19 protein-coding genes are annotated in these 18145 nt (G+C 62.6%); 9 read left to right on the plus strand and 10 right to left on the minus strand.

Features of this window, described 5'->3' with window-relative positions; translation table 11 throughout:
* Window positions 1-31 precede the first annotated feature (31 nt).
* From JOF47_RS19190 to JOF47_RS19215, 6 genes are all read right to left on the minus strand, one after another.
* Window positions 32-712 (minus strand): hypothetical protein, encoded by a 681-nt coding sequence (locus JOF47_RS19190; protein WP_210001945.1) that lies wholly within the window; start codon window positions 710-712, stop codon window positions 32-34.
* A 132-nt stretch (window positions 713-844) separates the two neighbouring features.
* Window positions 845-1315, minus strand: a complete 471-nt coding sequence (locus tag JOF47_RS19195) for a DUF4913 domain-containing protein (RefSeq protein WP_210001947.1) — start codon at window positions 1313-1315, stop codon at window positions 845-847.
* A gap of 323 nt (window positions 1316-1638) precedes the next feature.
* Window positions 1639-3210, minus strand: coding sequence for an aldehyde dehydrogenase (NADP(+)) (locus JOF47_RS19200; protein ID WP_210001949.1), 1572 nt, complete (start codon window positions 3208-3210; stop codon window positions 1639-1641).
* 58 nt (window positions 3211-3268) lie between these two features.
* Window positions 3269-4078 (minus strand): SDR family NAD(P)-dependent oxidoreductase, encoded by an 810-nt coding sequence (locus JOF47_RS19205; protein ID WP_210001951.1) that lies wholly within the window; start codon window positions 4076-4078, stop codon window positions 3269-3271.
* Window positions 4075-4791, minus strand: a complete 717-nt coding sequence (locus JOF47_RS19210; protein WP_210001953.1) for a FadR/GntR family transcriptional regulator — start codon at window positions 4789-4791, stop codon at window positions 4075-4077. Before JOF47_RS19210 ends, JOF47_RS19205 begins: the two co-directional genes overlap by 4 nt.
* 49 nt (window positions 4792-4840) lie before the next feature.
* Window positions 4841-5797, minus strand: a complete 957-nt coding sequence (locus JOF47_RS19215; RefSeq protein ID WP_210001955.1) for a C-terminal binding protein — start codon at window positions 5795-5797, stop codon at window positions 4841-4843.
* 232 nt (window positions 5798-6029) lie between these two features.
* Here JOF47_RS19215 and JOF47_RS19220 point away from each other — a divergent pair, with 232 nt between their 5' ends.
* The 8 genes from JOF47_RS19220 to JOF47_RS19255 are packed head-to-tail and all read left to right on the plus strand — an operon-like array spanning window position 6030 to window position 14119.
* Entirely contained in the window at window positions 6030-7061 is a 1032-nt protein-coding gene (locus JOF47_RS19220; protein WP_210001957.1) for a BMP family lipoprotein, read from the plus strand.
* The gene (locus JOF47_RS19225; RefSeq protein ID WP_210001959.1) at window positions 7051-8604 is read left to right on the plus strand and encodes an ABC transporter ATP-binding protein; all 1554 of its coding nucleotides are present in this window, start codon (window positions 7051-7053) and stop codon (window positions 8602-8604) included. Before JOF47_RS19220 ends, JOF47_RS19225 begins: the two co-directional genes overlap by 11 nt.
* On the plus strand, window positions 8601-9725 hold the full coding sequence (locus tag JOF47_RS19230; protein ID WP_210001960.1) for an ABC transporter permease: 1125 nt from the start codon (window positions 8601-8603) through the stop codon (window positions 9723-9725). Before JOF47_RS19225 ends, JOF47_RS19230 begins: the two co-directional genes overlap by 4 nt.
* A gap of 36 nt (window positions 9726-9761) precedes the next feature.
* Window positions 9762-10649, plus strand: coding sequence for an ABC transporter permease (locus JOF47_RS19235; RefSeq protein ID WP_210001962.1), 888 nt, complete (start codon window positions 9762-9764; stop codon window positions 10647-10649).
* A gap of 3 nt (window positions 10650-10652) precedes the next feature.
* Window positions 10653-11108 (plus strand): cytidine/deoxycytidylate deaminase family protein, encoded by a 456-nt coding sequence (locus JOF47_RS19240; RefSeq protein ID WP_210001964.1) that lies wholly within the window; start codon window positions 10653-10655, stop codon window positions 11106-11108.
* The gene (locus JOF47_RS19245; protein WP_210001966.1) at window positions 11108-11557 is read left to right on the plus strand and encodes a VOC family protein; all 450 of its coding nucleotides are present in this window, start codon (window positions 11108-11110) and stop codon (window positions 11555-11557) included. The genes JOF47_RS19240 and JOF47_RS19245 overlap by 1 nt, the downstream gene beginning before the upstream one ends.
* Before the next feature lie 14 nt (window positions 11558-11571).
* Window positions 11572-12735, plus strand: coding sequence for a fumarylacetoacetate hydrolase family protein (locus JOF47_RS19250; RefSeq protein WP_210001969.1), 1164 nt, complete (start codon window positions 11572-11574; stop codon window positions 12733-12735).
* 25 nt (window positions 12736-12760) lie between these two features.
* The gene (locus tag JOF47_RS19255) at window positions 12761-14119 is read left to right on the plus strand and encodes an NAD-dependent succinate-semialdehyde dehydrogenase (RefSeq protein ID WP_210001970.1); all 1359 of its coding nucleotides are present in this window, start codon (window positions 12761-12763) and stop codon (window positions 14117-14119) included.
* Window positions 14120-14179: 60 nt separating this feature from the next.
* Here the strand turns inward: JOF47_RS19255 and JOF47_RS19260 are convergent, their stop codons facing one another.
* From JOF47_RS19260 to mobC, 4 genes are read right to left on the minus strand one after another with little or no spacing between them, the layout of a single operon-like run.
* Entirely contained in the window at window positions 14180-14626 is a 447-nt protein-coding gene (locus JOF47_RS19260) for a DUF4913 domain-containing protein (protein ID WP_210001972.1), read from the minus strand.
* Window positions 14623-15501, minus strand: a complete 879-nt coding sequence (locus JOF47_RS19265) for a hypothetical protein (RefSeq protein WP_210001975.1) — start codon at window positions 15499-15501, stop codon at window positions 14623-14625. The genes JOF47_RS19260 and JOF47_RS19265 overlap by 4 nt, the downstream gene beginning before the upstream one ends.
* 14 nt (window positions 15502-15515) lie before the next feature.
* On the minus strand, window positions 15516-17027 hold the full coding sequence (locus tag JOF47_RS19270) for a relaxase/mobilization nuclease domain-containing protein (RefSeq protein ID WP_210001977.1): 1512 nt from the start codon (window positions 17025-17027) through the stop codon (window positions 15516-15518).
* Window positions 17024-17416 (minus strand): plasmid mobilization relaxosome protein MobC, encoded by a 393-nt coding sequence (gene mobC, locus JOF47_RS19275; protein ID WP_210001979.1) that lies wholly within the window; start codon window positions 17414-17416, stop codon window positions 17024-17026. Before mobC ends, JOF47_RS19270 begins: the two co-directional genes overlap by 4 nt.
* 274 nt (window positions 17417-17690) lie before the next feature.
* Here mobC and JOF47_RS19280 point away from each other — a divergent pair, with 274 nt between their 5' ends.
* Window positions 17691-17975, plus strand: a complete 285-nt coding sequence (locus JOF47_RS19280; protein ID WP_210001980.1) for a hypothetical protein — start codon at window positions 17691-17693, stop codon at window positions 17973-17975.
* Window positions 17976-18145 lie beyond the last annotated feature (170 nt).

The following is an 18145-nucleotide window of genomic DNA, read 5'->3' on the forward strand; positions in this document are numbered from 1 at the left end:
GGAATCCGTGAGCGGCACATATAACAGCCACTCATAAGGGCTGCTTCCTCCGTTCCCGCATGAGTGCGGCATGGATCCGCGTCTCAACAACGTCCAGGCGTTCCGTTCTTTCCATTCCCTGAAGCCACTGAGCGCGTTCACTGACATCCCAGCCGGCCTCCGCAGGCGTGAGCAATTGGGCGACAACCCATGCCGATGTCTTCGGGAGACCCGTGTATTGCGCAGCCAAGAGCGCGAGATCCAAACGCAGAGGACCACCGAGCATTTTTGACAGCCCCGGATCGCTGATGGGCCCAGCGATTTGCAGGTATTTGCGCAGACTTCCCTCGGGATCAATGCTGTCGATCCACTGCCTACTGGTTTCCCCGAAATGAGTCGGACCCAGGGACTGTTCCATCAGTGATTCACCGAATTCAAGCGCGGCGCACGCACGCAGCAGATGCTCCCACTGGATGAAGGCGCCGATTTCCCGGGGATCCGGCCGGGACGGTTCAAGGTATTGGTACTCCGTGAAGTACCGTAGCTGCTCAAGCGGGTGGAGGTTGAGCACACGGGAGATCTTGATGATCGTTTCCTCCGAAACCCGATCACCCACGAGCTGCTGGCGGAGGCGAACCCTCGAGAAACCCGCTTCCCGGGAAAGCACTGTCAGCCCGACCCCGGGCGCGACGGATGTCAGCCAGCGCCCAACCTCGTCCTGAGTCAAAGCCACAGCGACGTCGAATCATCAAGGGGCCCCGTCGGGTCCAGCCGATCTCGGTTGAAAGCGACGGGACGGAACAAGAACCCCGGTAGCCGGCACGCTCTCTTGCGGTCCCGACCAGCCGTGACGGCGATCTGGACTTTATGCGACCTCGCTGAAGCCATCATGAGCAGATGCTACAGTTCCTTCCCCACCCCGCAAAGGCATCCGGGGCACGGCATCTCCCGGAACCTTGCCCATTCCGCTTCGCGGTGTGCGATAAGACCAGTTGGCCAAGCTAGTTCTTCGCCTGGGGAAGTTGCCGGCCGGTGCCGCCGTCGTTGCCCATGGCTCCGGCAGTTGCGGGTTCGTGGTCGCACCAAAGGCATGGAACGGGCCCTCGGGACCGGTGAGCCGGTCCATCATCGGATAGAAGTAACCGCGGTAAAAGACGAGGATCGCCTGGGGTCCGTCCAACCGCATCTGTTCCCACATCAACCACAGTGCCTGGACCAGAGTGACGGCCTCGGGGTAGTCGAACCAGTTGGGCGCCCATTTGCGGGCGTCATCGAGCTTGCGCAAGTAGTGTGGCAGGGCCAGCTTCCGTAGCCAGTGTTCGCAGTTACGGTACACGAACGTCCAGGCCTCGGCTGTTTCCTCTGGCCCTACGCGGCCGTCCCACGATGATGATTACCTTAAATTCGCCCACAACTTCTAGGTCCTCCTAATCGATATTGATTAGGAGGACCTAGAAAATGGCGAATCGTTTCTCATGGCCATCACACGGACACAGGCCAGGGATACGTTGAGTGCCCTCATCGAACTTTCACGGGAAGTCCTTGGCTACCGCCCACCACCTGAGAAGTTACGCCCATGCGGTTCTTAGAGCGCAAGATGCAGCATAGGAATTAGCGAGCGCCGAAGGTTCGCATAAACCCTTGGCGCTCGCTATGGATTTAGTCTTGAAGCACACCGTCAACCCGTCGGGGCAGGCCCCATGGGTTGGCATCCTGCAGTGCTTCCGGCAACAGGTCTGCCGGAATGTTTTGGTAACTCACCGGTCGCTGAAAACGGTAGATGGCGAGCGACCCGACCGAGGTCGTTCGTGAGTCGGAGGTGGCCGGGAATGGCCCGCCGTGGACCATCGAATCGTTGACTTCCACGCCGGTGGGCCATCCGTTGAAGAGAATCCGCCCGACCTTGCGCTCCAGAACCGGCAGGATCGTCCCGGCTCCCGAGCAATCCTGTTCCCCTGCATGCACGGTTGCCGTCAGCTGGCCTTGGAGACTCTCCAACGCGGAGGCCAAGTCTTCTTCGTCCTGGTACTGCACTATCAGGGCCGCAGAGCCGAAGATTTCCTCCTGCAGATCCGGGGTGCTCCGGAAGACCTGGGTGTCGGATAAGAACAGCGTGGGAGCCGGGGCGTTCCGGCCAACTATTTCCTGGCCCTCGGAGACGGCAGTGACACCTTCGGTTTTCACAAGCCGATGTACACCTTGCCGATATGAATCACAGATGCCAGCCGTCAGCATGGTCTGCCCATCGGCTGCAGCGAGCGCTCTGCCCGCTGCAGCAACAAAACCGTCATCGTTTGCGGGGACAAAGACCAGCCCGGGATTGGTGCAGAATTGGCCCGACCCCATGGTCAGGGACGCGACGAAACCTGCAGCAAGGTCCTGCGTTGCACTGCCGAGGGCACTTGGGAATATGACCACGGGGTTGATGCTGGACATTTCCGCGTAGACGGGAATCGGTTCCGGGCGTGCTGCCGCCGTCTTCATGAGGGCGACTCCGGCACCGCGGGATCCGGTGAATCCCACGGCCTTGATTCGGGGATGTGCGACCAGATGCTGCCCGACGGCGGAGCCTGCACCGAATAGCTGCGAGAAGACTCCGACCGGGAGACCGGCTTCTGCAACAGCCCGAGTCACGGCCTGCCCCACCAGCCCTGCAGTGCCGGGGTGGGCGTTGTGCGCCTTGACGATCACTGGACATCCCGCAGCCAGGGCCGAGGCGGTGTCGCCACCGGCGGTTGAGAACGCCAGCGGGAAGTTGCTTGCCCCGAATACTGCGACCGGCCCGAGGGGGATTTGCCGCTGGCGAAGGTCAGGAGCTGGTGCCGGAGACCTCTCTGGCTGTGCATTGTTGATGCGGACTTCCTGGTGCGCGCCGATGCGCAGTTCACGCGCGAAGAGCCGCAGCTGTCCCGTGGTCCGGCCAAGTTCTCCAGCAAGGCGCCCTTGTGGCAGGCCGGATTCCAGCCCGGCCCGGTCAACGATGCGCTCCTTGTCCTGCTCGATATGGTGGGCGATGAGTTCAAGGAACGCAGCGCGTTGCTCGGGCGAAGTACTGCGATAAGTGTCGAAGGCCTGCCATGCGGCCTCCGCCGCTTGGACCACGGCGGTTTCGTCAACAAATGTGAATGTGGGTTCCAGGCTTTCGCCGGTGGCCGGGTTGACTCCCCGGACCTGCCCTGCGCTGCCGGTGACGGGATGTCCCGCAATGATTGAACTAGCGACCAACGTCATGGTTCTCCTCTTGTCATCCTTGTAGTATTCGAGTGCTGCGGGTTATGCCAGGCAGCTGTCAGGCTCCCAGCCAGCCGCCGTCGACATTCAGCAGCTGTCCGGTGATGTAGCTGGAGGCGTCGGAGAGCAGGAACACTGCCATGCCGCCCAGATCCGCAGGGTCGCCGAGGCGACGCATGGGAATCCTGCCCATGATCCGTGCGTGCTGTTCCGGCTGGGCCAGCAAGTCTTCGGTGAGTTTGGTGCGGAAGTAGCCCGGACCGATGACGTTGGCCCGGATGCCATCAGCTGCCCATTCGGCCGACAACGAGCGGGCGACACCGACAATCCCTGTCTTGGTTGCGACGTAAGGTGCGATACGCGGCAACCCGATGCTGCTGTTCAGGGAGCCGATAAATACGTGCGAACCTCCCCGTTTCTCTTGTTTCTGCAACCGGGCAATGGCGGCGCTCAGGAAGAACGGGGCCTGCAGATTCATGGTCTGGACAAAGGTCCAGTCCTCCGGGGTGATGTCCACGGCATCCTTGCGCAGCTGCACGCCTGCTGCATGGATAACCCCGTCAATCGGCCCGTTCTCCGCCGCAGCGCGGACCAACTCATCAATTCCCGCCACGTCTGACAGGTCGGCGGGCAGGATGGCGCATTCCCCGCCACGTTCCGCTGCAAGTTCGGCGGTGCGGGCGAGTTCGTCGGCGGAACGGGAGACGGCGGTTACCCGCCCGCCGCAGGCTGCCACGGACAAGGCCATTCCCTGACCGAGGCCGCGACCGGCACCGGTGACCAGGATGTGCTTTCCCGCCAGGCTAAAGCTGCCGGGCAGGCAGGCCAGCGTGTCGGTTGTCTGCTGTTCTTCACTTGCCGTGTTCATGAGTTCTCTTTCTTGGTTGTCGTGAGGTGTTCGCTGGCGGCAAGGACGCGTTCCAGGTGCGCACGGGCCATGGTTGCTGCCTTGTTTCCGTCGCGCGCGAAGATTGCCTCGGCGATGGCTGTGTGTTCCTTCATGGTGGCGTCCTGCTCTGCCACATAGCCCAGGCTGGATTTGTAGGTTTTTCGCAGGTAACCGTTGATTGGTTCGATGCTGTGCACGAAAAAGGGGTTGCTGGATGCGACAGCAATGGCCCGGTGGAATGCCAGGTCCCACTCGAGAGCCATCTGCTGGTCGGCACCGGCCGAGTTGTAGCCAGAAAGGGTCTCCCGGATTCGGGCCTCGTCTTCATCGGTGTGGTTGTTTGCCGCAAGCTCGGTCATTCCGACTTCCAAGACAAGGCGCATCTCCATGAGCTGCCTAAAGGTTCCATCGGTCAGCTCGAGCATGAGTTCGTACTGGCGGGAGATCCCCGATCCGTCGAATGCGGCAACCACCATGCCTCGGCCAGGGCGGATGTCCACCAGTCCGCGTTCATCCAGGATCCGGCCTGCCTCGCGAATCACCGACCGGCTGACGTCATATTGTTCGACGAGCTCCGGCTCCGTTTCCAGGCGGTCGCCGGGCTTCAAGCCGCGCCTGATCACATCCGCGGTGATTCGATCTGCGACCTGCTCGGAAAGCCTGTTCCGCTTCGGCCTTGGGTTTGGAAACATCCCTGACATTGCCTTGTTTTCACTGTGCATGGTTCCAGTTTCCTTGGTCTTAGGCAATTCGGCACCGCAATTGCTCGCCACTAAGTGCGCGCCCTGCTTCCTCGCTGGCCAGTCGCTGCAGGTTTGCCAAGGAATCGTCATCGTAGAAGGCTGCGTGCGGCGTCAATATGACCTGGGGGAAGTTTCGCAGGGGCGAATCCGCCGGCAACGGTTCGGGGTCGGTGACATCCAGCGCGACGCCGGCCAGGCGCCCGTCCTGTACGGCTTCGGCAAGGGCGTCCAGATCCACGAGAGGTCCTCTGGCCGTGTTCACTATGACGCTTCCCGGTTGCATCCGTCCAAGGAATTCACGCCCGATGAGGTGATGGTTTTCCGGGGTGCTCGGGGCGTGCAGCGATACGGCGTGGGCCTGTTCCGAGAGCTCTTCGAGACTGACGGATTTCACGTTCAATTGTTCAAAGATTTCAGGGCTACAGAATGGATCGAACGCGACAAAGCTGAACCCGAAGGGTTCCAAGCGACGGTGCACGGCCTGGGCGATGCGACCCAGCCCGACCAACCCGATGGTGGTTGACCTGAAGCCCCGCAGCGGCCCCACCTCGGCGGGCTTGGCCCAGCCGTTGGTCTTGATCAGCGAATCGTATACGGGCAGTCGCCGAAGAACCGCGAGCAGGCTTGAAGCAGCGTGGTCAGCAACGGTTTCAACTCCATAGTCCGGCACGTTGGCCACCGCAACTCCAAATTCCTTCGCGGCATCGATGTCCACGTTGTCGTATCCGATGCCATAGCGGATCACCGTCGCACCGGGCTTGAAGCGGGACAGGACTTCGCGGCTCATGGGTGCAAAGTTCACGAAAGCGACATCCGCATTGCGGATGGACTTGATGGTTTCTTCCGTCTCGACGCAGGAGAAGCATTCGAATTCCGCACCATGCTTGACCGCAATCGCCTTCTCGAATTCCACATCACGGAACGCATGGTCCGTTACAACTACTCGCTGACTCATTGATTGTTATCCCATCCGGCGGTCTCTGCGGACCGCGTTCGTTGGCTGTTCGGAGAAATGTTTCGAAGATCACTTGTTCAGATCATATGATGATTATATGTTAGTCCGTGACTGGTATCACAAGCCCTGAAGAAATTTCTCTTGCAAAGGTTTCAAGTGACACCTGCAACTCGCAGCCATGAGGCTCGGGTGAAGTAGATAAATTGCAAACATACTTAAGGCGGCACACAGCATGGCATCGACTCCCACCATCGCTCATTTGTCCACGCAGAAGCTTCTCTCGGCCATGGCCCTGGGCATGGGTTTGAGTATTTCCCTCACCGCCTGCGGTGGACAGGCACCGGCCTCCACCGCAGCCACGAACTCCGGCCTGAAGGTTGGAATTTTCGTGGACAACGCCTTTGGCGATGGAGACTTCTTCGACCAGGCCGGCATCGCGGTTGAACCGCTCGAATCCGATCTCGGTGCCACCGTGAAGACCTACGAAGGCCAGCTCCAGGCCCAGAATTTTGCGCCGTTGTTGCAGGATGCCGCGGACGCGAACGACCTGGTCTTTGTTCTGGGCTTTGAAGCCATCGACGCCATGACTGAAGTAGCCGACCGAAACAAGGACACCACGTTCGTGTTCGTCGACGGCAAGGTAGACAGCCCCGAGGCGCTTTCCGCCGAGTTCCGCACGGCCGAGGGCTGCTTCATGGCCGGTGCATTGGCGGCGGCTGTCGGCGAAGACGCCTCTGCGGTGTCGACCGGCTTCATCGGCGGCGTCAATGCCCCCGTGGTGAAGAACTGCGAGGGCGGATTCACCGCCGGCGTATCTAACGTCGCACCGGACATGAAGGTGCTCGCACAATACGTGGGTTCCTTCACCGATCCCAGCAAGGGCCGCGAGGTGGCACTTGGACTGGAAACCCGCGGGGCACGGAGCGTCTTTGCCTATGCCGGCCTTTCCGGCGCCGGCGCATTCGACGCGGCCAAATCCGGTAGCAGCATTGCCCCCGTCGGCATCGTGGCCGACAAGAGCGCACTGGCTCCCGGCAAGGTCCCGGGCAGCCTGATCATGCGCGTGGACAAGGTCATCACCTCCATGGCCAAGGACTTCAGCGACGGCAAATTGAAGCACGGCGAGCAGCGCAGCTACGGTTTCGCCGAAGACGGCTGGGAAATGCTCTACGACGACAAGCTGGTCCCGGCCGAGCGCGTCAAGGAGCTCGAGGCACTCCAGGCCAAGCTGGTCAGCGGCGCGGTGAGCCCCGATGCCAAGTAACGACGCGCACCCCACGCGCCCCGTTCTTGAACTGCGGCAGATCACCAAGACTTTCGGGCCGGTCGTGGCCAACAAGGACGTGGATTTCGATCTCGCAGCGGGTGAAATCCATGCCCTCGTGGGCGAGAACGGCGCTGGCAAGACCACCCTGATGCGCATCCTGTACGGCATGTACCAGCCCGATGGCGGCAGCATTTCCATGGACGGACAGCCCGTCGGATTCAAGAAGCCCATGGATGCGATCAACCACGGCATCGGCATGGTGCACCAGCACTTCATGCTCGTGCCCGGGTTCACCGTGGCGGAAAACGTCACCCTCGGCGCCGAGCCCCGGCACAACGGGCTCTTCGACCACGCGGCCGCCAACGAATCCCTGCTCGAACCCATGAAGCGCCTGGGAATCAGCCTTGACCCCGAGACCATCACAGGGACGCTGAACGTGGCCACCCAGCAGAAACTTGAAATCATCAAGGTTCTCTACCGGGGCGCAAGGATCATCATCCTTGATGAACCCACCGCGGTCCTGACCCCGCAGGAAACCGAAGAACTCTTCATCCTGCTCAAGACGCTTGCGAAGGACGGCGCTTCCGTCATCTTCATTTCGCACAAACTCCGCGAGGTTTTCGCGGTGGCCGACAGGATCACTGTGCTGCGCAACGGGCAGACGATCCAGACGTTCACCGCCGCGCAGACCGATGCCGCCAGCGTCGTGGCCGCCATGACCGGGCGTACCGACGTCAACCTCGGCAGGGTGCAGCGGACGCAGCCCGGGGACGGAACGGTCCTCGAAGTCACAGGCCTCAACACCGACAAATTCGGATCGGATGCGGCCCTGAAATCCGTGTCCTTCAGCGTCCGGCCGGGCGAAGTCCTGGGCATCGCGGGCGTGGAAGGCAACGGACAGAGCACCCTCGCCGAGGCGCTGGTCGGCATCCAGGGCCTCACCGGCGGGACCATCCTGCTTCGGAACGATGAGCTGGAGGGACTCAACGTCGCCGACCGCCGCTCCAAGGGACTTTCCTACGTTGCCGAAGACCGACACCTGGAAGGCATTCCGCTCAACGGATCGGTGCTTGAGGGAATCAGCGCCGGCCTGCTGCGGCGTGACAATTCCCCGGCGGGGCTGGGGATCGCATTTTCCCGCGGCGTGCGCCAATGGGCCGTGGACATGATCGGCAAATACGGCATCAAGACCTCCGGGCCCGATGCCAAATGCAGCACGCTCTCCGGCGGCAACCAGCAAAAGATCGTGATGGCCCGCGAACTCGAAGACAACCCGCACTGCATCATCCTCGCCCAGCCAACCCGCGGCGTGGATCTCGGCGCGATCGAGTTCCTCTACAACCAGGTGGCCGAGGCCACCGCCGCCGGCTGCGCGGTGGTCCTCATCTCCGCGGACATGGACGAGATCCTGAGGCTCTCCGACCGCGTGCTGGTGATGTATGGAGGCGAAGTGGTCGCCGAGCAGCAAACCGTCGCGACCAGCCGGGAGGCACTGGGAATGTACATGATGGGCGCGCAGACAATGGAAGTGGCACGATGAGCCTGACAACACCGCTAAAGAACCCCCCACAGTCCACGGGCCGCGGGAAACGTTCAACCGCACCGACCGGCCTTTCCCTGGCAAGGCGCTTGGGTCCCGGGGTCTTCACCTTGGCCGTGGGCCTGCTGCTCGCCGTCCTGTTGATCCAGGCCCAGGGCTTCCAACCGCTGCCGACGATCCTCGCCGGCCTTGACTATGCAGTCGGCGATGCCAAGAGCATCGCCCGGACCCTCGCCTGGGGCCTACCGTTGTTCGTCGCCACCATGGGCGTTGCCCTGGCCTACCGTTCGGGCATGTTCAACATCGGGGCCGAAGGCCAGATCTACGCCGGCGCCATGGCCGCTGCCCTGACCGGCGCCTACATCGGACCCATGTTCACCGGGCTGCACCTGTTTCTGTGCCTGGCCGTCTCGGCCCTGACCGGCGCGGCCGTCGCCGCAGGCCTGGGCTGGCTGCGCGCGGTCTGGAACGTCGACGAAGTGCTCTCCACATTGCTGTCGAACTACATCATCATGCTCTTCTGCGCCTACCTGGCCACGGCCCCGCTGCGGGATCCCGCACGCCAAAGCGGAACCACCAAGGCAGTGCACGAAACGGCGATGTTCGCCGAATTAGTGCCGCAGACCCAACTGACCTCCGCACTATTCGTTGTCATCATCCTGTGTGCCGCCACCTGGTGGCTCAGCGAACGCTCCGTCACCGGCTACCGGTGGCGGATGACCGGGGAAAGCCCGGCCTTCGCGGCAGCCGTTGGCATCAACGTCCGACGCTCCCGCATCGGGTCAATGGCCACCAGTGGCGCGCTGTGCGGGATCGCCGGGGCACTGCTGGTCACCGCATCCCAGGGCCGTTTCTGGACCGAGATCGGCACCGGCATCGGCTGGGACGCCGTGCTGCTGGCGATGATCGCCAGGGCCAGGCCGCTCTCCGCCGTCGTCTGGGTTCTCGTCTACAGCGTCATGCGCTCGGCGGCCCGGGGCATCGAACAGGTCTCCACCGTCCCGTCGGAACTGTCCCTCATCCTCATCTCCGGGATCATCATCGCGGCAACCGCGCGGGCAGGCCTGTTCTCCCGCCTCGCCGGGCTGAACAAACTCCTCATTCGTTCGGAAGGTAAGTAACCGATGGAACTGCTCGATTCCTTTCTAGGATCCGGGGTGCGTCTGACAACACCCATCCTCCTCGCCGCACTCGCATGCCTACCCACGCAATGGACCAAGGATCTCAACGTCGGGCTGGAAGGCGGCATGCTCTTCGGGGCCTTCGGAGGCGTGGTTTTCGGCCTGACCTTCGGCTCGGGTTTCGCAGCCGTCACGCTGACCATTGCCGCCGGTGTGCTCAGCGGCCTGATCTTCGGTTGGCTGATCACCCGGCTGAATGTCAACGTGTTCATCGCCGGAATCGTGCTGAACATCTTTGCCGGCGCCGCGACCGTCTACCTGCTGCGATCGCTGTTCGGCGTGAAAGGCACCCTCAGCGCCCCGGGCATCCCCTCACTGCCCACCTACCGGATTCCGTTCATCGACGGGATCCCGGTGCTGGGCCCCATCCTGTCCGGCCATACCGTGCTCACCTACCTGAGCTGGGCCATCGTCGCCGTGGCCATCTTCGCGGTCAAGAACACGGTGCTGGTGCGCCACCTCAAGGCAGCCGGTGAACACCCCGCCGCACTGGCCGCGGCCGGCGGAAACGTGCAGCGCATGAGGATCCTGGCGCAGGTCTGGTGCTTCGCGTTGTGCGCCATCGCCGGCGCCCAGCTGAGCATCGGCCAACTGACCCTATTCACCGAGGGAATGACCAACGGCCTGGGCTTCGTCGCACTGGCGGCAGTGATCTTCTGCCGCGGACGCGTGTTGCTTCTGACCCTCATGAGCGTGGTCTTCGGCCTGGCATCTGCCGTCGCCATCCAGGTCAACGACTCGGTCATGCCACCCCAAATCGCACAGATGCTCCCGTACCTCATCGCGTTCGTGGGCCTGATCGTACTGGCCAGAACAACCAAGGACGGCGGAGTCAGAATCGCCACCCCGAACATGGAGTCCTAGAACATGCACGTAGAAGAACTAAACCCGGTCGACCTCGAACTCTTCGACAGCGTCAGGGATTTGCTGCTGGCCCGCCACGATCCTGAAAAACATGTCGTCGCCGCGGGCGTGAGAACCCTCTCGGGCGAGATCTACCTTGGCCTGCACCTGGGCTCGCGTCGCGTGAACGTCTGCGCCGAGTCCTCCGCCATCGCCAACGCGGAAATGGCCGGGGACCACCAAATCGCCACCATGGTGGCGCTCTGCCTGGACGACGACGGACGGGCCATCGTCACGAACCCGTGCGGTGTCTGCCGCGAGCTCATGGGCACATACTGCCTAGACTCCCACGTGATCATCGACTACAACGGCCTCGTCCGCAAGATCCCGGCCCCGGCACTCATGCCCCAGCGATGGCTCTTCCCGCACGAAAACGACTGGACCGTTGAAGACCCGACAGCCACAAAGGAAGCGAACTAATGCAAAAGCCAACCATCACCGATATCTGCCTCATCACCCGCGACCTGGATAATTCCATCGAGTTCTACACCGAGAAGCTCGGCTTCACGCTGAAACACAGAATGCCGGGATTCGCGGACTTCGCCGGCCCCGGGGTCATTCTGGCCCTCTGGGACGCGGAACATATCCAGAAAACCACCGGTGTCAGGTCGCAACGCGAAGAACCACAGGGCCACAACGTCATGCTCGCCGTAAAGCTCGACAGCCCGGAAGACATCGATCGCATGCACGAGGAACTCGTGGCCAGATCCGTGGAGTTCTATGACGCGCCGGCAGACTACCCGTGGAACGCACGCTGCCTCTACCTTGCAGGCCCCTGCGGCGAACTGTGGGAATTCTTTGCCTGGTACGACGGCGGCGAACCCGGCGCCGTCGATCTGTCATCCAACCAAGAACCAGTATCACTCTAATGAACGAGGAAGCAATGGAATTTTCAGTAACCGATCTGCTGCCGCTGGACGCAGAACAGGCATTGTTGGTTGGCCGCGTCTTCGACCCGGAAGTCGGCGGCCCCTGCGTCGTCGTCGTCATTGGCGACCAGGCCGTGGACATCTCCGCGGTGGAGCCCACGGTTTCCACCCTGTTGGAGCGCGAGGACCTGCTGTCGGCCGTTCAGCAGGATCTTGGCGGCCGCCGCTGGGAACTGCAAGATCTCCTGGCCGCCACCGCAGCCGGAGACACCGATAGGGCGCATCTGCTCTCCCCCATCGACATGCAGGTGATCAAGGCTGCAGGCGTCACGTTCGTCGAGAGCATGCTTGAACGAGTGATCGAGGAACGCGCCCAGGGCGATTCCTCCAAGGCCTTGGCCATCCGCGAGCGTCTTTCCACGGCCATCGGCGGAGCCATCTCCACGGTGCGCCCGGGCTCGCCCGAGGCCGCACAGGTCAAGGAAATCCTGCAGGCCGAAGGGCTCTGGTCGCAGTACCTCGAGGTCGGCATCGGACCCGACCCCGAGATCTTCAGCAAGGCCCCCGTATTGTCCTCAGTGGGCACCGCCACCGACATCGGCGTGCTCTCGCGTTCCACCTGGAACAATCCCGAACCCGAAGTGGTCCTTGCCGTTCGCTCGGATGGACGGGCAGTGGGCGCGACGCTTGGCAACGACGTCAACCTGCGCGACTTCGAAGGTCGCAGCGCGCTGTTGCTGACCGAGGCCAAGGACAACAACCGCTCCTGCGCCATCGGCCCCTTCATCCGCCTGTTCGATGACTCCTTCTCCATGGCCGATGTGCGCGAGCTGGACATCGAGCTGCAGGTCTCAGGCCCCGACGGGTTCGCCATGGATGGAACCAGCTCAATGAAGAAGATCAGCCGCGATCCGGAGGAGCTCATCGGCCACGCCCACGGCAAGCACCACCAGTACCCGGACGGATTCGTGCTCTTCACCGGGACGCTGTTCTCGCCAACCCAGGACCGGCATGCGCCGGGCGCAGGCTTCACCCACGAGGTCGGTGACGTGGTTTCCATCTCCAACCCGAAGCTGGGCATGCTCCGCAACACCGTCAAGCACGCCGAAGAAGCAGAGCCATGGACCCAGGGAATCTGGGCTTTTGCCCGCAACCTGAGCGCCCGCGGCCTGCTCTAACCCACCAACAGGAAAGGCAATCACTATGTATCAGGTCATCAATCCCGCCACCGGAGAACTCGTCGCCGAATACCCGGATGCCACGGACGCAGAGATCAGCGACGCGGTGGACCGCTCACACCGGGCCTACCTGTCGTGGCGCGAAACCCCCATCGCCGAACGCGCCCGTCTGGTCAAGCGCGCCGCGGAGATCTTTGCCGAGCGAACCGACGAACTTGCCGCGATCATCACCCGAGAGATGGGCAAGAGGATCGACGAAAGCAAGGGAGAGCTGCAGACCGTCGTAAGTATCTTCACTTACTATGCGGAGAACGGGCCCACCCTGGCCGGAGACGAGACTCTCGCGATCCAGGGCGGCAACGCGGTCATCCAGAAGCGCCCGATCGGTTCGTTGATCGGCATCATGCCGTGGAACTACCCCTACTATCAGGTGGCCCGCTTTGCCGCGCCCAACCTGGTTCTGGGGAACACCATCATTCTCAAGCATGCACGCAACTGCCCGGAATCCGCGGCAGCGATCGAGTCGGTACTGCACGACGCCGGCATTCCCGCCGATGCGTACATCAACGTTTACGCGTCGGCCTCCCAGATCGCCTCGATGCTCGCCGACCCACGGGTCCAGGGCGTCTCGCTGACCGGCAGCGAGCGGGCAGGCTCCGCGGTCGCCATGGAGGCCGGGCGAAACCTGAAAAAGGTGGTGTTGGAACTCGGCGGATCCGATCCGCTCGTTTTGCTCGATAGCTCCGACTTGGACAAGACCGTCGAGGTCGCCGTCGCGGCCCGCATGGGCAACAACGGCCAAGCCTGCAACGCGCCGAAGCGGATGATCGTCATGGACGACATCTACGACGAATTCGTGAAGAAGCTAACCGGTCAGATGTCCGCCTTCGAGCCGGGGGACCCTGCGGATCCAAGCACCACCTTGGCTCCGCTCTCCTCGCAGGCAGCCGCAGACGAACTCGTCGAGCAGATCGCCGACGCGGTGGCCAAGGGCGCAACCCTTCACACCGGAGGCACACACATCGACGGACCGGGGGCCTACGTGGCACCCGCGGTGCTGACCGGTGTCACCAAGGACATGCACGCCTACTACGGCGAGCTTTTCGGCCCCGCGGTGGTTGTCTACAGGGCCGCCAGCGAGGAAGAAGCGATTGAACTGGCAAACGACACGGTCTACGGGCTGGGTTCGGGAGTCTTCAGCGCGGATCCGGAACGCGCACGGCGCGTGGGTGAGCGAATCGACGCCGGAATGGTCTACATCAACGCAGCTGGCGGTTCCCAGGCCGATCTGCCCTTCGGCGGCATCAAGCGCTCGGGTGTCGGACGCGAGCTGGGTGCCCTGGGCATGGAGGAATTCATGAACAAGAAGATCGTTCGGCTCTAGCCATAAGAGAGAGTGAAGGGCCGACCCTATTGGGTCGGCCCTTCACTCTCTCGCGTAAGGCTAGATATCCGCTTCGGGGAAGTGGCTTGCCGGTGCCGCTATCGTCGGCCATGGCTCCGGCAAATGGGGGTGCGTGGTCTCGTCGTAGGCGTGGAATGGGCCGTCGGGGCCGGTGAGCCGGTCCATCAGCGGGTAGAAGTAGTCGCGGTAGTACACGAGGATCGCTTGGGGCCCGTCCAACTTCATCTGTTCCCAGGTCACCCAGAGCGCTTGGACCAGGGTGTCGGCTTCCGGGTAGTCGAACCAGTTGGGCGCCCATTTACGGGTGCCGTCGAGCTTGCGCAGGTAATGCGGCAGCGCCAATTCCTGCAGCCATTGCTCGCAATCCCGGTAGGTGAATGACGGCGCCTGGGCGGGCTGCCCGCCACCTGCAGGCTCGGCCGGTGCCTCGGGTTCCTCGGTGGGTCCGTCGAGGTCCACCAGTTCTTCATCCGGGACCGACATCATCGGATAAGCACCTTTTCTTGGGTCCGGTTCGGCTGGGCGGCACCGATGACGCGCTTGCGGTTCTTCATCGCGGTGTTGGAGTTCGTGAGGCTTGGTTCGTCCGGGAAGTTGGGGTTTGACTTGCCGCCGGTTTTTTCCCGCCATGAGGAAAGGGCTTGGGCGGCGCCCGGTGTCGGTTCACCGGGATTCCACTGCCCTTCGGTTTTCTCAGGTCTCGAAGCCTCCGTGGCTTCCTGGCCTTGCGCGTTCTTTTGGTCCCGGGCAACCTCCGCACCCGCGTCCCCTGCGAGGTTCAGGTGCGCGGCTTCCTCCACGCGCTCCACCTCGGCGCGTTCCCCCGGCTGGGTTGCCTGGGCAACCTTTGCCGCGGCCATGTCCTGGTCGTGATCCGCGTCCGGGGTCTCATCGCTTTCGGCGTCCAGGCGGTGGCTGGCGAAGTAGTCATCCAGGGCATCCCGCAATGCGGCGTGCCGGTCGGCCGGCGCGGTGGGGTGGTCGCGGTTGATGTCCTCGACGTTGATGCCAAATTGGTTGCGGATGCGGTCGGCGCCGTCCATGTAGGTGCGTCCGGCCTCCGGGTGCCGTGCAGCCAGCTCGGCGGCGACGGTCATGCGGTCGGCGATGGATTCCGAACCCGCATTCTTCCAAAATGGCGACGAGGAGAAGTCACGCCGGATTTGCTCGACCATGGCACGTTCACGAGCGCCATCGGCCAACAATGCAGCGTGGGCGCGCTGCTCCTGCGCCAGCCGCTCTTGCCCCTCCATATGGGAACGCCGCTGCGCCTGCTCGGCCGCCTGCATCCCGGATCCAAGGATCAATCGTGCAGTGCGTCCAAGGTCTTGGACGATTTCGGTTTCTTCCTGCTCCATCATGTTCATCACCTTCGCTAACGTTCGTGCCCACGTTCCGTGGACGTTCCTGGTTGATGGCGAGTGTTCCAATCACGGTAGGGACCATCCGGTGTCTTTGATGGCTGAGCCCCTGCCCGAACGAGGTTCTCCTTTTCAATCCGCGCCGCCGCGCTGTTCACGATCTGTTCGACCTCGGCCAAGAGTCGGGTGCTGGTGGTGGCCAGCCGGCGGCGTTCCTGCGCCATCGCACCTTGTGCCATCAGCGTTCCCAAACGGCCGGCCTGCTTGGCAACGGCAAGCCATCCGCGCGTGGAATCCTTGCTGGCGAAACGTTGCACCATCCGGGCTGCATACCGGGCGTTGCCCTGGCCCTGGGCTGCCCGGGCATAGGTTTCGGATAGCTGGGCGAACCGGCCCGGCTTGTTGCGTTCGAGCTGCACCGACAGGCGTGCGTAGATGTTGGCCAAGGTGTCCGGACCGGTCTTGTGGCTGACCATGCGTTCTACCTGTGCCTCGGAGAAGCCATGCAAGCGGGCCTTGGTGTGTTCACGATCCGCATGCGAGGAATGCAGCGACGCGAGGTAGGCGTTGCCTGCGGCCTTGCCGTCCTCTCCGAAGCGCACGTTGATGTCCGGCCACCCAAGCGTTGAATCAAGCTTGCTGGGCGCGTACCAGAACGCCGTGGCGCCCTCGTCTCGACCGACGAGGGAAACCTTGTAACCGCGGACCTCGGTGTTCGATCCACGGGCAAAACTTGGTGCGATGCGCACGCCCAAGTCCTGCGCATGGCGCAGGTATTCCTCGGAGGTGTTGGCCGTGGCCAGGGCCGCACGAAGGCGGCGGCGCAGCTCGAACTTATCCGAGTACGACGCACCCTGCCGGTCCGCGCGGGCGCGCTCGGCCGGCTTCTCGCCGGCCAGCCCGCGGCCGACCTCGGCAGACTCCAACCGTGGCAACCCGAACTCCTGCTCGAGCTCCCGGCACACGGTCTGGGTGCGGTGGAAGTCGTTGTGTACGTTGGCCTTCCCGCCATCCTCGCGCACCATCTGGACCACCAGGTGGATGTGGTCGTTGCCGTTCTTGGAGGCCCCGTGGTGCACCGCCGCCCAACGCGATGACTTGGCCCCGTCGGGGTCGACAAAACCCATGCGGTTCACGAACTCGTGGGCGATCTTTTCCCACTTCTCGTCATCCAGTGTCCCGTAGCCGGCCTCGACCGCCAGGGAGCAATGCCAGACCTCGCCGTGGCGTTCCCCGACACGGATCTTCCTGCCCGATTCATCACGCAGAAACTCCTGGGTTTCCCCGTCGCGTGCGTACTCGGGAACCATCACGGTGGTTCCGTGGATGCGGCGCGGATGATCCAAGACGTAGGAGACCTCGAACGCGTTCGATGCATCAAGAGCGGTGCCAACCGGCACGGCGAAAGTGACTTGGTCATCCCCGGCAACCAGACGTTGGTTCTCGTGCTCGTTCGCGCGCCCCGGGCCGACCAGGTAGGCCATGAGTCCGTTCATGCGGGCACCGCGAGTGACGTTGGGAATCATGACGGATCATCCGAGATTGCGAGCACTTCCAGGCACTCGTTGATGCGCGTCACCGTGGACCGAAGGTGCGCCAAGGATGCGTTCAGTTCGGGGGCGATTTCGCCGGTCGCATTCGCGGCCCGGGCAATCTGGTTGATGTTGTTCCCCGCCGCGGCAAGGCCGCGCTGCAACGTGAAAAGAGCGGTCAAAAGGTCCCGGCGCTCCTTCAGGGTTTCACCCGAGAAAGACGACAGCGTGCTTTCAACCAACAGACGCGGAACGCTGACCCCAAGCTCGGTTGCATGGACACGCAATGCGGCATCCTGGGCAACCGACAACTTCACCACACGGCGAGTCATCCGGCCACCGGGAACATTCGCCTGACGCTTACGGTCCATGCCATCGCGCATCCCCGCCACCTCCGCCCAGTGCAACGCCACTTGAAACCAATTCTGGGTTCAAGTGTTCCAGACAAGTGAGACGCAGTAAAGCACGACAAGCGACTTAGGGCACCTAAGTCTATAGCTTGCTCCGTCGTTTCTGGTCACGCGACCCTGGAATCTGATGTCGTGGATGCTTTCAAAACGGGGTGCTCTGTGGGTAGCCTGAAGGGGAAATGTCCTGTCACAGAACGGGCCGAGGCCGGCGACAGCACCGGATGCCGAATGAATCGGAGATGATCACATGAGCGATGCAGCAACCCGCATCCTGGAACAACTTCAAGCACAAAATGACCTGCGCATGCAGGCGGCCAACGAGATTGCCCAGGCCGTCGCAGCACGCGTACAAGCCGAACAGAACCTACTCACAGCGCAAGCCACAGAAAAGCAGGCTTTCACCAACGCGCTGAAGAAGGGCTGGACGCAACAGGAGCTGAACAAGATCAGCCCCGCGCGCGCCACCCGCAAGCGCACCAAGAAAAACACTGTATCGACCGATGACAGCACTGGAAGTGCACCGACCGAATAGTGTGCCAACGCAGAAGTGGGGGCAAGATCCTATTTGGATCTTGTCCCCACTTCTTACTCCCGGGGTACTTCGCCAGCCCCCTGCCCACAGGTGCACAGCGCAAGAAAATTCCTCCGGTCTTGCCGCTGCACACATGATGGACAGCGGGACCCAAACGACCGCCCGCACAC

Source organism: Paeniglutamicibacter kerguelensis (assembly GCF_017876535.1).
In the GTDB taxonomy this organism is placed as follows: Bacteria; Actinomycetota; Actinomycetes; order Actinomycetales; family Micrococcaceae; genus Paeniglutamicibacter; species Paeniglutamicibacter kerguelensis.